We start from the raw sequence: 17,362 nt of genomic DNA, 5'->3' as shown, positions 1-17,362 counted from the left end.
ACTGGCATTGGGGTGAAGCAAGTATTATAAAGCTTTTAAACAATGAAGTTAGAAATGAAAGCAGACTTGTAAAACCTGTGTCAACCAAACTGCCATCATTTCAATTAGGAGGAGTCAAAAAGTGGGAGATATTAAGATCAAAACAGCCATTCCCGGTCCCAAGGCGAAGGCTTTGCTGGAAAGAAAAGAGAAGAATATTCCTGTTGGTCCATTTAATACGATCAAATCTTTTGCCGAAAGTGGCGAAGGTGCCCTGTTGACTGATGTAGACGGGAACACATTCATTGACTTTGCAGGTGCAATCGGCACCCTCAATGTTGGACATTGTCCGCCAGAGGTTGTAAATGCGCTCCATGAACAGATTGACCGTTATCTTCACCCATGTTTTCATGTGATGATGTATGAACCTTATATTGAACTGGCTGAAGTGCTGAACAACATCACGCCTGGAGACCATGATAAAAAGACCTTTTTTCTCAGCACGGGTGCAGAAGCAGTTGAGAACGCGATAAAGATCGCCAGGAAATTTTCCGGCAGAAAAGGGATCATTTCCTTTGAACGGGCATTTCATGGCAGGACGTATATGGCAATGTCACTGACAAGCAAGGTCAAACCGTACAAGTACCAGTTCGGCCCATTTGCACCAGAAACCTATAAATGGCCTTACCCTGTATATTCACAGGAGAAAAGCATGTCCCCCGATCAACTGGATGCTTATATCCTGAAGAAGTTTGAGACATTTTTCCAGAGTGAGGTGCCAGGCACGGAAATTGCCGCGGTCATCATGGAACCCATCCAGGGTGAAGGTGGATTTAACATACCATCAAAGCCCTTTGTGCAAGGTGTGAAAAAGATATGTGAAAAGTATGGAATCCTCTTTATTGCAGATGAAATCCAGACAGGTTTTGGCAGGACAGGGAAGATGTTCGCAATGGAACATTACGGAGTGATACCTGATCTGATGACCATGTCAAAATCGATCGCAGCCGGACTTCCAATCAGCGCGGTGACTGGACGGGCCGAAATTATGGATTCAGCCGGCATTGGAGAAATTGGCGGAACATATGGAGGAAGTCCTCTCGGTTGTGTTGCAGCGATCGAAGTCGTTAAAATGATAGAAGAGCAAAAACTTCTCGAGAAAGCAAACTTTTTTGGAGATAAGTTTCAGGAGAGATTCGGAGGGCTGGCAAAACAGTTTTCGGAGATTGGTGATATCCGGTCATTAGGAGCAATGTGCGCAATCGAATTTTTCGATGAAAATGGGCTGCCGAATGGACAGATTGTTAAGGAGGTGCTTGCGAAGGCTCATCAGCGCGGATTGATTTTAATGAGCGCTGGCTTTTATGGTAACGTCATCAGGCTTCTCGCTCCGCTTGTCATAACAGACGGGCAGATGGAGGAAGGGTTTGATGTCCTTGAATCCGTGATTTTTGAATGCTGCAAGCAGCAGGAGGGATAAGATGAAACAGAATTTATGGATAAATGGAGAAAGTGTGGAAACAGAAAATTACCGTCCACTGTTAAATCCGTATACAGGTGGACAAATAGCCGAAGTAGCAGAGGCTGCCAAAGAAGATGTAATAAGAGCGATTGACTCTGCAGCTGAAGCTGCGAGGGGCATGGCGGAAATGGATGCCCATAAACGTGCCGATATCCTTCGGAAAGTGGCCGATTATATCCAGGAAGACCGTGAAGAATGTGCAAGACTGATCGCTGAGGAATCCTCCAAACCATTGAAAGCGGCCCGGGCAGAGGTCGACCGGACTGTTATGACCTATACATTCGCCTCGGAAGAAGTCAGAAGGATCCAGGGAGAAACCATCCCGATGGATGCTGCTCCCGGAGGAGAGGGACGGATCGCCTATACTGTAAAGGAGCCGCTTGGCGTCATCGCTGCGATTACACCATTCAATTTTCCAATGAACCTTGTAGCCCACAAGGTGGGGCCAGCGATAGCAGCAGGAAATACAGTCGTCCTGAAGCCCGCGAGCCAGACGCCGTTATCAGCTTATAAAATCGCCTCATACTTCCATAGGGCAGGATTGCCGGCAGGTGCTCTTAATGTAGTGACAGGCAGCGGGAAAAATGTGGGCGACGCCCTGATTGCCGATGATCGGGTAAAAAAAGTGACCTTTACCGGAAGTCCTGCAGTCGGTAAGTATATTCGTGAAAATGCTGGATTGAAAAGGGTAACGCTTGAACTGGGCTCAAATTCGGCATTGATAGTCGACGAAGGAACGGACCTTAGTAAGGTAATGCCAAGAATCGTGACGGGTGCCTTCTCAAATCAGGGGCAGGTATGCATTTCGATTCAGCGCATTTACGTGTATGAAACTATTGCCGAGGATTTTGTTTCACAATTCGTTGAAGAAGCGGGCCGTCTTAAAGTGGGAGACCCTCTGGATGAAGAAACAGATGTAGCTGCAATGATCAGTGCGGAGGATGTGGAAAGGGCCCAGTCCTGGATCAGTGATGCGGTGGGAAATGGAGCCGAACTGGTCCTTGGAGGAGAAAGTGAACAGCAGGTATTAAAGCCGACTGTGCTCCTCAATGCAAAACCGACTGATAAGATTTCCTGTGAGGAAATCTTTGCGCCAGTTGTCCATATCAACACGTTCATGGACTTTGATGAAGCAATCACTGAGGTCAATGAGTCGCAGTTCGGCCTTCAGGCAGGTGTTTATACAAATGATCTTCAAAAAGCCTTCAGAGCAGCCAGTAATCTGCACGTCGGCGGCGTGATGATCAATGATATTCCTACTTTCCGGGTTGACCATATGCCATATGGCGGTGTCAAACAAAGCGGGACTGGAAGAGAAGGGATCAAGTATGCTGTCGAAGAAATGACTGAACTGAAGCTTGTTTCATTCAAATTGGATTGAACTGTCAGCCTGGCCCAAAGCCAGGCTTTTGATTCGACAGAAAATCTTAGGGGATGGGGGAGAGGAAAATGCATTTAGGGAAAACAATCGTCTTATCAGACAAAAATGGCAAGATGACTGTTTATCTTGACAAACAAAACAAACGGGTGAGGGTGGAGGATTATTTAGGCAGTTTATCGAATGCTTTGAAATGCGCTGAAGAGCTGGCAGAGAGTGAAAAGGCAGATAAATTGATCATTAAAGGAAGAAGAGAACATTTTACACAGCTGCTTGAAAACGGGTACAGTTTTGAGGCAAGCATCGACGGTTTTTTCCTTGGCTCCGATTGCGTGTTCTTTTCAAAGTTTCTAAGCGATGACAGAAAAGCAACGCCTCACTGGACCGTGGAGGATGGAATCATAAAAAGTGTCTATCGTTTGGCAGAGCCCGCCCAGAAGATCACTCCGCCTGGCGATTATGTAATGAAGAAAATGGACATCTCGGATGCCCACGGCTTATCCAACTTATACAAAGAAGTCTTTCAAATCTATCCGACCCCGCTGAACGACCCGGAGTATATTGTCAAAACGATGACCGAAGGCACGATTTACTATGGATTTATCCATGATGGCCAAATTGTAAGTGCGGCTTCCGCTGAAGTCGATCTTTTTTACAAAAACGCGGAAATGACTGATTGTGCGACGTTAAAAGAGCACCGGAAGCATGGCTTGATGAAAGTCCTCCTGGCTCGTTTAGAGGCAGAACTGGTTGAGAGCGGCATTTTTTGCGCCTATTCCATTGCGAGGTCATTATCATTTGGCATGAATGCAGCATTGTATCAATTGGACTATGCCTATCGCGGCAGGCTGGTGAATAATGTATATATTTATGATAAAATTGAGAACATGAATGTCTGGGTAAAAGATTTGGCAAAAACGCCAAATATTGGGCAGTAAAAGACAGTTTTTCGGCACGCTGTCATATACTTAATATGGGAGTGTGATGGGATTGAATTCAGTATCCAATGTTACCGAAGAAATCTTGAGCGCAATACTGAAGTGCATCGATGAGGCAATTCATGTCGTCAATACAGAAGGCATCACGATATTTTACAATCAAGTTGCCGCCAGGCATGATGGATTAGAAATCAGTGAAGTCATTGGGAAGCCGCTATTGAGTGTTTTTCCTTCACTGAATGATCAATCCAGCACCTTACTGAAAGTAATAGAAACGAAAAAGCCAATCTATAATGAAACCCAATCCTTTGTTAACTTGCACGGAAGGAAAATTGAAACCGTCAATACAACTCTGCCAATATTTGTCCAGGGGCAACTGATAGGCGCTGTTGAAATCGCCAAGGATTATTCGCGGATCAAGCAGCTTTCTGAACGTCTGGTCGAAATCCAAAAGGGGTTGAGACTCAGTAATGGCAAGGCTGTAAAACAGCAGGCAGGCTATACGTTCAGTGATGTATTGACAACGAATAAGCATTTTATGTTGGTAAAAAAGAAGGCTGAAAAACTGGCAAAATCCGATTCTCCCATTCTTGTTTATGGAGAAAGCGGCACCGGAAAAGAACTCTTCGTCCAATCCATCCATAATGCATCAAAGCGGGCTGCTGGTCCGTTCATAGCCCAGAATTGTGCAGCGATACCTGAAAATCTGCTCGAAAGTATCCTGTTTGGAACCTCTAAGGGAAGTTATACCGGAGCGGTGGACAGGCCAGGTCTTTTCGAGCTTGCAAACGGAGGGACGCTTTTCCTTGATGAGCTCAACTCGATGCCATTCGACCTCCAGGCTAAATTACTGCGTGTACTTGAGGATGGCGCTGTCCGAAGGGTCGGAAGCACGAATGTTACCTCAGTGAATGTCAGGGTGATTTCTGCGATGAATGTCTACCCGGGAAAGGCGATGGAAGAGAACCAGCTGCGGACCGATCTCTTTTACCGACTGAATGTCCTGACATTCGAATTGATCCCTTTAAGACAAAGAAAGGAAGATATTCTTTATCTGAGCGATCTTTTTATAAGCCAGTACAATCATGAGCTGAGGAAGCATGTAACCGGGCTCGATGAAAAGGCCAAGTCTGTTTTTCTTACCCATCAATGGCCTGGAAATGTACGCGAGCTGAAGCATACGATTGAGTACATGATGAATGTCTGTGAAGGTGAAAAGCTGACTGCCCATGATCTTCCAATGATGTTGAAAAACATTGCCCCAGAGCCAGTGAGCAGTGCTCCTTCACTGGTATTGAGAGAAAATCTGAAGGAGCTTGAAGTACAGTTGATTAAAGATGCGCTGGAAGCTTCAGGCGGAAATATCCAGCAGGCAGCCATCCTTCTGGATATACCAAGGCAGACACTTCAATATAAAATTAAAAAATTGAATATCCAGCCTTGAAACATAATCTGCCGAAATTTCAGCAGGTTATTTTTTTACCTAGGATTGTCCTGTTCTCCAATAACTCCTATTGCAAGCAATCTTCAGAATAATTCGCCAACTTGGCACGGAACTTGCATTGTAAATAGGTATAAAAATAGCTAGGGGGAAATTGGATGAAACAAACTTTATATAAGCCATCAAGACATTGGAAAGATATCGAACTCTGGAAAGATGTGACCGAAGAGCAATGGAATGACTGGCTCTGGCAGCTTACAAACACAATCAGGACGCTCGATGATCTGAAAAAAGTCATCAATCTGACTCCTGAGGAGGAAGAGGGGGTCCGGATCTCAACGAAAACAATCCCACTCAATATCACACCATATTATGCTTCATTAATGAATCCAGATGATCCTCGCTGCCCGGTAAGGATGCAGTCCGTCCCAATATCAAAGGAAATCCACAAAACAAAATACGATTTGGAAGATCCGCTGCACGAAGATGAGGATTCACCTGTGCCAGGCTTGACTCATCGATATCCTGACAGGGTGCTGTTCCTTGTTACCAACCAATGCTCGATGTACTGCCGCTACTGTACACGCCGCAGATTTTCCGGACAAATCGGCATGGGGGTAGCCAAAAAGCAGCTGGATGCGGCTATCAACTATATCAGGAACACTCCAGAAGTACGCGATGTGCTGATTTCGGGAGGGGATGGCCTGCTGATCAATGACAATATCCTCGAGTATATCCTGAAAAACCTGCGCGAAATTGATCATGTGGAAATTATTCGCATTGGCACCCGGGCACCTGTAGTATTTCCGCAGCGAATTACAGAGAATCTTTGTTCCATCCTCAAAAAATACCATCCAATCTGGTTGAATACACACTTCAATACATCAATCGAAATTACTGAGGATTCAAAACGGGCATGTGAAATGCTTGCGAATGCAGGTGTTCCGGTTGGGAATCAATCGGTCATCCTCGCTGGCATAAATGACAGTGTTCCAATAATGAAAAAGCTGATGCATGACCTTGTAAAAATCCGGGTCCGACCTTATTATATCTACCAGTGCGATCTGTCTGAAGGCATTGGCCATTTCCGAGCTCCTGTGACGAAGGGACTTGAAATCATCGAGGGCTTGAGGGGCCATACGTCTGGCTATGCTGTCCCGACATTTGTAGTTGATGCACCTGGTGGAGGAGGGAAAATCTCCTTGCAGCCAAACTACCTGATTTCGCAAAGTCCTGAAAAAGTCGTGCTGCGGAATTTCGAAGGTGTCATCACCTCTTATCCAGAACCTGAAAATTATGTTCCTGGCAGAGCGGAAGGATACTTCAAGCAGGTCTATCCTGATTATGAAAAGAAAAAATCCAATACCGGAATTGCAGCCATCATGAATGACAGTGAATTCAACTTAATTCCAGAAGGACTTGGCAGGATTGACCGCCGTGAAAAGTATGAGGAAGATCCAGCTCATGCATCACTCAAGGATAAGCGGGAAAAGCGGGATGAACTGAAAGAAAAGAAATTCATGGCTCAACAGAAAAAAACAACACATGCCCCTGATAGCCAGGAGACGATCCCCACAGCAAAGGGGAGTGAATAATGACTATTTGTGAATGGTGCAGCAGTGAAAATATCAAAGCAGTCACAGACAAAGTTTATTGGGAACTCCCTGATGGGACTAAAGCGATCCAAATTGATGATACACCAGCAGTCCATTGTCTCGACTGCCAAATGACCTATCAGACAGAGTTGATCACAAAGGAAATCGAAGACCAGCTGTTTTTAATCGATACGAAAAAACTCTCCAAAGTCATCACCTTCGAAGTATTGATGGAACAGCCAAGACTGCTGAAGCGAAATTACTTTGATTTTTCATCTTGAAATGAGGAGTGACAAAAATAACCTGAAACAGAAAGCTGTTCACAAAAAATTCAAATCTCCTTTTTATCCAGTTACTCCCTACTCTTTATAATAGAGTGGGGAGTATTCATATTGGAAGTGAGGAGATCTTGTGTATATCGCTTTATCAATCATGCTGATGGCGGCAATGTTGGTGTTGTTCCTGTGCGGATACTATGTGAGGATGATCAAAGAGAAATTCGGGATGAACTGGCTTCATGCTGTTCCCATTACTGTGGCCATTTTAATGGTGAATATTATATGGGCATTGCTGGAGATGGCGAAATCAGCCAGATGGCAATAACGGCGGGCATCTTTCCTGGTAGGGAAGGTGCTCGATACTTTCTAATATGTGGACGGACAGTAAACTTTTCGTTATAGTATGGACAGACAAATTCTAAATTTAGGCAGGCGTTCATATATGTATAAAAGTTTTTACCACTTTCTCATGAAATACCGGTCCACGAAACCAAAGGATGCGATCAGCAGGTTCGCGAACTCTGCATACGACGATCTTTCCTTCCCTAAAAACTCGGAAGACTATGACGAAATAAGCTCCTATCTGGAAGTCAACGGACAGTATCCTGAAAGCATGGCTGTCTTTGATGAGGCATGGGAAGAATATTTGATAGCTGAAAGCTGAAAAGGCTGCTGCGCTCACACGCAGGAGCCTTTTGTTTTAATAATATATTCATCCTTCATCTGGGCGTGGCGATTTTCAGAATAGTGCATATACTGTGGTAATCACAATTCACGACTCATCGTTGAGGAGATGGAGGAAATGGAAAAACGGAAGAAACCTAAGTTTAACATCGGTGATACAGTCGTGATCACTATTTATGGTACCGTGGGGAAAGTGACAGATATAAAGTGGCTTGACGGCCTTCATGTATATGAGATAAATAAGAGCGAGGGCTTGTATTTAGAAACAAGTTTGCAGATGCTCTCTGAATATGATGGAAAGCTGATGGAAAAGGAACAAATCGATATCGAGTATAAATATTTCTTCGGGGATTTAGTCCAGGTAAAGGGATATGGTTCGGATCTGTTTAAAGTTGTTGGTTTCAGGACTGAAATCTGGCGTTATAAGGAAGATGCCTGGGAGGATGTCATATATGAACTCTCGAGGATTAAAGATGGAGAATGGCTTGAAGCCGGGGAAGAAGAGCTGACACTTGTGGCGGATTCAGAAAGCGCGGATACTTTCATCCAGAAGCTCGGACTTCTGTTTTCTGCCAATAAAGAAGTAAGGCCCTCTGTGAACCTCGATAAAAAATCCCTTCAGCCCCGTGCAGGCGAAAAGGAAGAGTTGCGGAAGATCAACCAGAGAAGGATGACCATCGATCATTTGCTCGATATATACAATGACTATCGAATTTTATATAAATGGTTCAATGATGATGAATATGCACATGTTATGAGGGTTATCATTCGGAAGCTGTCATTGCTTGTTAACAATGATGGAAAAAGCCATGTTTAAAGCCAGCCTGAAAACTCCAGCAGCACATAAACAAGAAAAGGAATTCCTGCCACTTGAATAACCTTAAATAATGAATTCACAATGCTGCCAAAAAACTCTACGATTACACTGTTTTCTTTATTGACATCAGCAACGAACATCTCTGCAAGCGTACTTATTGTCTTCATTAAGAATCACCCCGCCATTGATTTATTCCATTCTATGCTTGTCCAAAAGAGATAGAACGATTTTTCTGAAAAATCAATATGCTTGGCATGAAACAAGCACATATATCATACATTTGGAATAAAGGGGGGCGAATCTGTGAAAGAGATTGAGGTTATAATCGATACAGAGGAGATTGCTGAATTTTTCTTTCATGAACTTGTTAAAAGGGGATACGTTCCCACGGAGGAAGAACTTGAAGAGATGGCGGATATCACGTTTGAATATCTGATTGAAAAATGCATCATCGATGAGGAAGAAGACATAGATTAAGGCGATCTACCGATGGGAGGGCCGATTCGGACGAATCAGCCTTTTTATTTTGGAGTCATGCTCACTAATAAAGGTGAAAAAAAATAATGTATTTTTATGAAACCCTGTTAACTTATAATCGTATACATAGTCGTAAAAGAAAATTGTGATTTCTGGGAGGCAATGAGGATGTCATTTTTTAATAAGGTGTTTGCAAGTGTTGGAATCGGAGCAGCTAAAGTCGACACGAAGCTTGAAAAGGACCGGGTTATGCCAGGAGAAGAGATACGCGGAATCGTTGAAATTCGCGGAGGCAGTGTTGAGCAGAATATTGATGACATCTATTTGAGTTTACATACCACTTATATAAAAGAGAGCGACGAGAGAAAGTATACAGCGACTGCCCAAATCGACCGCTTCAGGCTTACGCAGTCGTTTCTGATCAAAGGAAATGAAACAAAGGAAATCCCTTTTACCTTCAGGCTGCCATTGGAAATTCCGTTAACTATGGGAAGAACGAAGGTTTGGGTAACGACAGGACTTGATATCAAGAATGCAGTCGACCCCGGAGATAAAGATTATTTGACAGTAGTACCCAACCCATTGATGCAAGGGATCTTTAATGCCGTAAGCAATCTGGGCTTCCGGTTAAGGGAGGCTGAGTGTGAGCAGGCACCAAGGCATCTTCGCCGGAACCTGCCATTCGTCCAGGAGTTCGAATTCGTGGCTGCATCAGGTCCATTTAGAGGACGTCTGGATGAACTGGAGTTGGTTCTCTATCCAAACAGCGAAAACGAAGCGGAAGTATTGATGCAAGTTGACCGAAGAGCGAGAGGAATCGGCGGTTTCTTATCAGAAGCGATGGGCATGGATGAAACATATGTAAGAATGAATATCCATGTATCTGATTTGCCCTCCTTACAGCAAAAGCTTCAGGATACTATTGCACGGTACTGCTGAAAATTTTGATGACGATGAAGCAAAAGCTTCATCGTCATTTTTTATCCTTGCTTCTTTCTTCCGTTAGCTGAGAACTCCTTGCCGTGTGCTTCTTGCTCGGCAACGATTGCATCAGGAGGGATATGATTGTTTTTCTTAGGCGAATTGATGCGATTGCGATGCTTTTTACCCATTAGCTCATTCTCCTTTATGTCAGTTTTTCTTTTACACCCAGGTAGAGAATTTTTTAATTCAGCTTCGGTAAAGCTATTTCTAGCTTGCCCGTTAACAAAATTGTCATGAAACTGAAGATTTTCCTGCTTAACTATATTGTGGTATAGTTTTGAGGTAGCAACCTATAGGATGGAGGATTATTTGAATGAGTGTACATATTGGTGCTAAAGAAAATGAAATCGCAGAAACGGTATTGCTTCCAGGGGATCCGTTAAGGGCAAAATACATTGCTGAAACATTCCTTGAAGATGCAAAGTTATATAATGAAGTCAGAAATATGTTTGGGTACACAGGTACATACAAAGGCAAGAGGGTTTCTGTCCAGGGCACTGGCATGGGCGTGCCGTCCATTTCAATTTATATCAATGAGTTGATGAATAGCTACAATGTCCAAAACCTGATTCGCGTGGGCACTTGCGGAGCAATCCAAAAGGATGTAAAAGTCCGTGATGTAATCCTGGCAATGAGCTCATCAACTGATTCCCAAATGAACCGCCTTACTTTCGGCGGAGTGGACTTTGCTCCAACAGCAAACTTTGATTTATTGTACAAAGCCTACAATACAGGTCTTGAAAAAGGCTTAAATCTTAAAGTAGGGAATGTGTTCACGGCTGACCAGTTCTACAATGATAATGCAGAATTGGAAAAATGGGCCCAATATCAAATCTTAGCGGTCGAAATGGAAACAACAGCCCTCTATACCCTGGCTGCCAAATACGATCGAAAAGCTCTATCTATCCTGACAGTCAGCGACCACATCCTGACAGGTGAAGAAACGACATCAGAAGAGCGCCAAACAACATTCAACGACATGATCGAAGTAGCGCTCGAAGCAGCAATCAAAGAATAATGAGTTGAAAACCCTTTCCCCTTGAGGAAAGGGTTTTATTATGTACACCCTTAATTAGGATCCCTCAGAATTCAAGGAAAGCCACAATGACTTAAAACCGAGTTTAAAGGATATTTTGAAGAAAGTGTAATCGAAATGACAAAGGAACTTTTTGTTTTATTAATAGTTCGAGAGCAGAGCGTCATTCAAATGTCAGGAAATTGTGTTTAATGGACATTTCGAGGTATTAAGAAGCCAAAATGTCTAGGAACCTGCGCTTAATGGACATTTTGAGAGTAAAGAGAAGCCAAAATGTCTAAGAACCTGTGTTTAAAGGACATTTTGAGGGTAAAGGGAAGCCGAAATGTCTAAGAAGCAGTGTTTAAAGGACATTTTGAGGGTAAAGGGAAGCCGAAATGTCTAAGAAGCAGTGTTTAAAGGACATTTTGAGGGTAAAGGGAAGCCGAAATGTCTAAGAAGCAGTGTTTAAAGGACATTTTTGAGGCAGAGATTAGCCGAAATGTCTAAGAACCTGAGTTTAGTGGACATTTTACATTCCAAACCCGATAACTGTCTCTGCCGATTATACTCTTTACTTTGAACAATGCTCCAAATCACTTCATCCAATTGGGGAAGTTTGCAATTTCCAAAACCAGGCATAATGATGAACAGGGATAATGGGAAAAAAGGCCATTCGAAAGTTTGTTGAAAAATGATAGAATGGTGTTATTGCCTTAAAATGTTGAAGATTGGTGGACATGATGAAAAAAATATTACCAGTAATCGCCTTGCCTATTTTATTGACAGGGTGTGCACCTGTTGAGCCTTATCTTGAGAAGATTCCTTACCTTGAGAAAATTCCTTATTTGGGAGAAAAACTTGTTGGACAAGATAAACAGGATGACCAGCCAGCGGAAGTAGCAGAATCAGATCAGAACAATATGGATAACGAGGATCCACAAGGGGACAAGCCTGAAGATGAAGCATTGACACTTGAAGCGGCTTATTTCAATGTGGTCCAGAATGCAGACGGAAAGAATGTCATCCAGAATCCGCAGAACACTTTGGCGCTTGTCAATAAGGTTTTTGGATTGCCAGGCAATTATATTCCCGGCGATCTGGTTCGGCCTAACGTTCCATTCTCTTTTGGAGATGCAAAGCTTGAGAAGAGCCTTATGAGGAAAGAAGCTGCGGATGCTATGGAAAAAATGTTTGCAGGTGCCAGGAATGACGGAATAGAACTAGCAGCTGTATCCGGCTACAGGTCATATGGCCGACAGGAAACATTGTTCAAAGCCGAGGTCAATAAGGTAGGCGAAGAAAAGGCCCTGGAGGCAGTTGCCAGACCTGGAAGCAGTGAGCATCAAACAGGCTTGACGATGGATATTTCAAGCAAGAACAATAATTTTAATCTGAATGAACAATTCGGTTCAACAAAAGAAGGAGTCTGGCTGGCCCACAACGCTCATAAGTACGGCTTTATCCTGAGGTACCCAAAAGGTAAAGAAGAACTGACAGGCTATATGTATGAACCGTGGCATTTTCGGTACGTTGGCATTAAAGCGGCTACCGAAATATATGAAAATGACTGGACACTTGAAGAGTATTTTGAAAATGTGAAGAAAATTTAGTGAGGAGCCTGGCCGCTAGCCGGGCTTTTTGTTTTAAAAATGTCATAACTTTCATGTCCATTCCCGGAAGATTAGTGATATTTTTAACAGTATATATTGTCAAACAGGGTAAAATAAAAAAAAACACAAACATTTCGGTTGATTAATATACTATACAGGGGTATAGTAAATATTGTAGATAAGATAAAATTAATCATCGATCGAAACGGGGTGTAATAGATGAAAGAACAAATAACTGTCGATATTACAGGCATGACTTGTGCTTCCTGTTCCACAAGGATCGAAAAAGTCCTAAATAAAATGGATGGAGTCGAAGCAACCGTAAACCTGGCTATGGAAAATGCCTCAGTACAATACGATAAAGAGAAAATCAAACCTGATGATATATTCAACAAAATAAATGACTTGGGGTACGGCGTCAGAAATGAAAAGATGGATTTGGATGTTTTCGGCATGACCTGCGCTGCCTGTTCCACCAGGATTGAAAAGGTCCTGAACAAAATGGATGGTATGGAGTCAGCGACCGTCAATCTGGCGACTGAATCAGCATCAGTTGAGTTCAACAGTGCGTTCCTGTCAGTTGGTCAAATCATCGCTAAAATACAGGATCTTGGCTATGATGCCAAGGAAAAAGTCCAGCGGGAAGCAAAGGCCCAGCAAAAAGAAGAGGAAATTAACGCAAAGAAAAGAAAGTTATTAATATCCATTCTTTTGTCCCTTCCGCTTTTGTACACCATGATTGGCCATGCGCCTTGGGATACGGGCTTGCCGATGCCGCATCTGCTGATGAATCCATGGTTCCAGCTGTTGTTGGCGACACCAGTCCAATTCTGGATTGGCGGCCAATTTTATATTGGTGCCTATAAGTCGTTAAAAAACAAAAGTGCGAATATGGATGTCCTAGTTGCCCTTGGAACATCTGCTGCCTATTTTTACAGTCTTGCAGAAGCAATAAAAACAATTGGAAACCCGGACTATATGCCGCATTTGTATTTTGAAACGAGTGCGGTACTGATCACTCTGATTCTTGTTGGAAAACTGTTCGAAGCGCTTGCTAAAGGACGGACAACTGAAGCAATCTCCAAGCTTCTAAGCCTCCAGGCAAAGGAAGCAACCGTCATCAGGGATGGCGAAGAGGTTAAAATCCCAATCGAGGATGTCAAAGTCAACGATACCATCCTTGTAAAACCTGGCGAGAAGATTCCGGTCGATGGCAATGTGTTAACTGGACAGTCCGCTGTCGATGAGGCCATGATAACTGGTGAATCCATTCCTGTTGAAAAATCTGCAGGCGACTCACTGATTGGCGCGACAATCAATAAAAATGGCACTCTGACAATGACTGCGACCAAGGTCGGAAAAGATACAGCCCTTGCAGGCATTATCAAGGTCGTCGAAGATGCTCAGGGAAGCAAGGCGCCAATCCAGCGTGTTGCTGACCAGATTTCTGGTATCTTTGTGCCGATCGTTGTTGCGATTGCTATTGTTACCTTTCTTGTCTGGTACTTCTTGATCACTCCTGGAGATTTTGCATCATCCCTGGAAACAGCGATCGCTGTACTCGTCATCGCCTGCCCTTGCGCACTAGGGCTGGCAACTCCTACCTCCATTATGGTGGGTACGGGAAAAGGCGCAGAAAACGGAATTCTGTTCAAGGGCGGAGAGCATTTAGAAGCTACCCATAAAATTAATGCTATTGTTCTTGATAAAACGGGTACAATTACTAAAGGGAAACCAAGTGTAACCGATATAGAAATATTTGGTGAAGAAGAAAAAGTCCTTAAGTATCTGGTATCAGCCGAGAAATCCTCAGAACACCCACTTGCCGAGGCGGTAGTAGAATATGGCAGCGCAAATAACGTTGAGGTCCTTCCGGTGGATCAGTTTTCAGCGATACCAGGCCACGGAATAGAGGCAGTCATCAATGGCGAAAAAGTATTGATAGGAACCAGAAAGCTGATGAAGCAGACGGGAGTCGTATTTGACATTCACGAAAATCAGCTTGAGAAGCTGGAGACTGAAGGAAAAACAGCCATGCTGATTGCCATTGATAATAAGGTGAACGGCATAGTCGCAGTGGCTGATACTGTGAAAGAAACAGCCAAAAAGGCTATTGAAGAGCTTAAATCCATGGGCATTGAAGTATATATGCTTACCGGTGATAATAAGCGTACTGCCCATGCTATTGCCTCACAGGTAGGCGTCGAAAATGTTATAGCGGAAGTATTGCCGGAAGAAAAGGCAAACCATGTAAAAGAACTACAGCTTAAAGGCAAGAAAGTTGCAATGGTCGGCGACGGAATCAATGATGCACCGGCACTTGCCCTTGCCGATATCGGGATTGCGATTGGTACAGGGACAGATGTTGCAATTGAAGCAGCTGATGTCACTATTCTTGGTGGGGAATTAACATTGATTCCTAAAGCAATCTCATTAAGTAAAAAGACAATGCAAAACATCCGCCAAAACTTGTTCTGGGCACTGGCATACAACTCAGCGGGTATCCCAATCGCTGCCATGGGACTACTTGCGCCATGGGTAGCAGGAGCGGCAATGGCATTCAGTTCAGTTTCTGTAGTGACTAATTCCCTTCGTTTGAAGCGGATTAAGTTATAAATTTTTTATAAGAGAGGAAGATTTGAAATGGAAAAAACAACTTTAAATGTATCAGGAATGACCTGCGGACACTGCGAAAAGGCAGTCAAAAACGCTTTGATGGGTGTAGACGGAGTTGCCAGCGTAGTCGTTTCATTATCAGAGGGAAAAGCTGAAGTAGAATACGATGCTTCGAAAGCAGAAGTCAGCAAAATGAAGGCTGCTGTTGAAGATCAAGGCTACGATGTAGAATAAGATTCAAAGAGGCTGATATAGGTCATGTTTTTGACCTATGTCAGCCTCTTTTTATTACATAATCAATTTTTGCATGAGTAAACCTCTGTGTGCAGGGAAGGATACATCACATTTATTGTGCAATGCCTATTTTTCTGTTAATTTCACAGTAAAAATGTTATTCTAATCATTAAGGATTTTAAGCTTGATTGGAAAGTGGTGAAAAGGGTTGGATCAGCAAAATATAAATGAAGAAAACAAGGAAGAGCTTGAAGGCCAAAATAAGGCAGAAGAAACAGAGACCAAGAATAGTTTTCTTCGGATCAAAAAGTTCCACTTTGCAATGCTGTTGTTTTTTCTTGTCTTTTTAACAGCAGGAATCACTACCTTTGCGCTTGCTTTCGGTGAGGACAAGCCAGCAGTGCAGGTTATAAGGGATAGGGAAGAATTTGCAAAGCTATACGACGCATATGACACTTTGAAAAATGAATATTACCAGGATATTGACCAGGAAAAACTAATCAATGGGGCGATAGATGGAATGCTTTCTTCTTTGGACGATCCTTATTCGGATTATATGAGCCAGGAAGATGCGAAAAATTTCCATCAGAGTCTGTCGTCATCATTTGAGGGGATTGGGGCAGAAATCCAGGAGAGAGATGGTTACATTTCCATCGTCACTCCGCTAAAAGGTTCTCCAGCCGAAAAAGCTGGACTCCAACCTGAGGATAAAATCATGTCGGTTGACGGCAAAAGTCTTCAAGGCATGAGTACGACTGAAGCCGTAGCTCTCATTAGGGGTGAAAAAGGGACTGATGTAAAGTTGTCCATACTTCGCCAGGGGGCCGAAAAGCCTGTCGATGTTACCATCACACGTGATACAATTCCGATTGAAACAGTTTATGGTGAGATGCTTGAAGATGGAATTGCTAAAGTCCAGATTACGAATTTCTCACAAAATACGGCTAATGAATTAGTAAATGTTTTAAATGACCTGCAAAAGCAGGGGATGAAAGGTCTTGTCCTTGATCTTCGCCAAAATCCAGGCGGACTTCTTGACCAGGCAATCAAAATATCAAGTCTTTTTGTTCCTGAAGGAGAGATCTTGTTCCAGGTTGAAGACCGCAATGGCAATGTGAAAAAATATCCTTCTGAAAATAAAAATGGCAACAAGCTGCCTTTAGTAGTAGTCATCGATAAAGGAAGCGCCAGTGCATCAGAAATCCTCGCGGGAGCTGTCAGTGAGTCTGCCGGCGTTCCATTGGTGGGTGAAAAGTCATTCGGCAAAGGCACTGTCCAGCGTGCGGAGGATTTTTCAGATGGCTCGAATATGAAATTCACAACAGATAAATGGTTGACACCAAAAGGGAATTGGATCCATAAGAAAGGCATCAAACCGGACTATGAAGTGGCTATGCCGGAATACGCTTCACTGCCATTTATCGATCCGGAAACTGAACTGAAAGTGTCAACAGCCTCTGAGCAGGTGAAATCTGCTCAAAAGATGCTGAAGGCGCTTGGATTTGACCCTGGAAGGGAAGATGGTTTCTTTGATGAAAAAACGAAAGAAGCAGTCAGCGAATTCCAGGAATCCAAAAAGATCGAACAAACGGGTATCCTGAAAGGAAGCACAACAATCGAGCTGATGAATGGATTGCGTGAACAGCTTAAGAAAGATGATCCGCAAGTCCAGAAAGCCCTAGAAGTGTTAAAGCAGGAGATGGCGAAATAACGGTTGGTGCACAGGAAAGCACCTTAAAATGCAAAGATGCAGTAACTTGAAAATCTCCAGCTTTGGCTGGAGATTTTCTA

18 protein-coding genes are annotated in these 17,362 nt (G+C 43.3%); 16 read left to right on the top strand and 2 right to left on the bottom strand.

What is annotated here, in order from left to right:
• Nucleotides 1–121 precede the first annotated feature (121 nt).
• From gabT to FS736_RS18080, 9 genes are all read left to right on the top strand, one after another.
• Nucleotides 122–1,459 (top strand): 4-aminobutyrate--2-oxoglutarate transaminase, encoded by a 1,338-nt coding sequence (gene gabT / locus FS736_RS18120; RefSeq protein ID WP_144479870.1) that lies wholly within the window; start codon nt 122–124, stop codon nt 1,457–1,459.
• Nucleotide 1,460: 1 nt separating this feature from the next.
• On the top strand, nt 1,461–2,882 hold the full coding sequence (locus FS736_RS18115) for an aldehyde dehydrogenase family protein (protein WP_144479868.1): 1,422 nt from the start codon (nt 1,461–1,463) through the stop codon (nt 2,880–2,882).
• A gap of 68 nt (nt 2,883–2,950) precedes the next feature.
• Complete coding sequence (gene ablB / locus FS736_RS18110; RefSeq protein ID WP_144479866.1) at nt 2,951–3,817, top strand: putative beta-lysine N-acetyltransferase; 867 nt, start codon at nt 2,951–2,953, stop codon at nt 3,815–3,817.
• A gap of 46 nt (nt 3,818–3,863) precedes the next feature.
• The gene (locus FS736_RS18105; RefSeq protein WP_144479864.1) at nt 3,864–5,261 is read left to right on the top strand and encodes a sigma-54 interaction domain-containing protein; all 1,398 of its coding nucleotides are present in this window, start codon (nt 3,864–3,866) and stop codon (nt 5,259–5,261) included.
• A 155-nt stretch (nt 5,262–5,416) separates the two neighbouring features.
• On the top strand, nt 5,417–6,853 hold the full coding sequence (gene kamA, locus FS736_RS18100; protein WP_144479862.1) for a lysine 2,3-aminomutase: 1,437 nt from the start codon (nt 5,417–5,419) through the stop codon (nt 6,851–6,853).
• Nucleotides 6,853–7,134: a YokU family protein gene (locus FS736_RS18095; protein WP_144479860.1), complete on the top strand. Its 282-nt coding sequence runs from the start codon at nt 6,853–6,855 to the stop codon at nt 7,132–7,134. The genes kamA and FS736_RS18095 overlap by 1 nt, the downstream gene beginning before the upstream one ends.
• A gap of 130 nt (nt 7,135–7,264) precedes the next feature.
• Nucleotides 7,265–7,456, top strand: coding sequence for a hypothetical protein (locus FS736_RS18090; RefSeq protein WP_144479858.1), 192 nt, complete (start codon nt 7,265–7,267; stop codon nt 7,454–7,456).
• 117 nt (nt 7,457–7,573) lie between these two features.
• On the top strand, nt 7,574–7,795 hold the full coding sequence (locus tag FS736_RS18085) for a YozE family protein (protein WP_144479856.1): 222 nt from the start codon (nt 7,574–7,576) through the stop codon (nt 7,793–7,795).
• A 138-nt stretch (nt 7,796–7,933) separates the two neighbouring features.
• Nucleotides 7,934–8,632, top strand: coding sequence for a hypothetical protein (locus tag FS736_RS18080; RefSeq protein WP_144479854.1), 699 nt, complete (start codon nt 7,934–7,936; stop codon nt 8,630–8,632).
• Here FS736_RS18080 and FS736_RS24425 read toward each other — a convergent pair.
• Nucleotides 8,629–8,799, bottom strand: a complete 171-nt coding sequence (locus tag FS736_RS24425; protein WP_186326834.1) for a hypothetical protein — start codon at nt 8,797–8,799, stop codon at nt 8,629–8,631. The genes FS736_RS18080 and FS736_RS24425 overlap by 4 nt on opposite strands.
• 136 nt (nt 8,800–8,935) lie before the next feature.
• Between FS736_RS24425 and FS736_RS18075 the strand changes: the two genes are divergently transcribed.
• Together FS736_RS18075 and FS736_RS18070 are read left to right on the top strand one after the other, a co-directional pair.
• Nucleotides 8,936–9,109: a YozD family protein gene (locus tag FS736_RS18075; RefSeq protein ID WP_144479852.1), complete on the top strand. Its 174-nt coding sequence runs from the start codon at nt 8,936–8,938 to the stop codon at nt 9,107–9,109.
• A gap of 168 nt (nt 9,110–9,277) precedes the next feature.
• Complete coding sequence (locus tag FS736_RS18070) at nt 9,278–10,048, top strand: sporulation protein (protein WP_144479851.1); 771 nt, start codon at nt 9,278–9,280, stop codon at nt 10,046–10,048.
• A 41-nt stretch (nt 10,049–10,089) separates the two neighbouring features.
• Here FS736_RS18070 and FS736_RS25230 read toward each other — a convergent pair whose 3' ends face one another.
• Nucleotides 10,090–10,221: a hypothetical protein gene (locus FS736_RS25230; protein ID WP_260983645.1), complete on the bottom strand. Its 132-nt coding sequence runs from the start codon at nt 10,219–10,221 to the stop codon at nt 10,090–10,092.
• Between the two features lie 185 nt (nt 10,222–10,406).
• On the opposite strand from FS736_RS25230, the gene deoD reads away from it, so the two are divergent.
• The 5 genes from deoD to FS736_RS18045 all read left to right on the top strand — a co-directional run bounded on the left by deoD (nt 10,407) and on the right by FS736_RS18045 (nt 17,282).
• Nucleotides 10,407–11,111 carry a purine-nucleoside phosphorylase gene (deoD, locus tag FS736_RS18065; protein ID WP_144479849.1) on the top strand — a complete coding sequence of 235 codons (705 nt, stop codon included), beginning with the start codon at nt 10,407–10,409 and terminating at the stop codon, nt 11,109–11,111.
• A 740-nt stretch (nt 11,112–11,851) separates the two neighbouring features.
• A complete protein-coding gene (locus tag FS736_RS18060) occupies nt 11,852–12,721 on the top strand; it encodes a M15 family metallopeptidase (protein ID WP_144480047.1) in 870 nt (289 codons plus the stop codon).
• Nucleotides 12,722–12,940: 219 nt separating this feature from the next.
• Nucleotides 12,941–15,337, top strand: coding sequence for a heavy metal translocating P-type ATPase (locus FS736_RS18055; RefSeq protein ID WP_144479847.1), 2,397 nt, complete (start codon nt 12,941–12,943; stop codon nt 15,335–15,337).
• Nucleotides 15,338–15,364: 27 nt separating this feature from the next.
• Nucleotides 15,365–15,571 (top strand): copper chaperone CopZ, encoded by a 207-nt coding sequence (copZ, locus tag FS736_RS18050; RefSeq protein WP_144479845.1) that lies wholly within the window; start codon nt 15,365–15,367, stop codon nt 15,569–15,571.
• A 208-nt stretch (nt 15,572–15,779) separates the two neighbouring features.
• Nucleotides 15,780–17,282 carry a lmo1851 family serine protease gene (locus tag FS736_RS18045; RefSeq protein WP_313959734.1) on the top strand — a complete coding sequence of 501 codons (1,503 nt, stop codon included), beginning with the start codon at nt 15,780–15,782 and terminating at the stop codon, nt 17,280–17,282.
• Nucleotides 17,283–17,362 lie beyond the last annotated feature (80 nt).

This window comes from Cytobacillus oceanisediminis 2691 (assembly GCF_007678455.1).
In the GTDB taxonomy this organism is placed as follows: Bacteria; Bacillota; Bacilli; order Bacillales; family Cytobacillaceae; genus Mesobacillus; species Mesobacillus oceanisediminis_A.
This window is presented reverse-complemented; position numbering and strand designations above follow the sequence as displayed.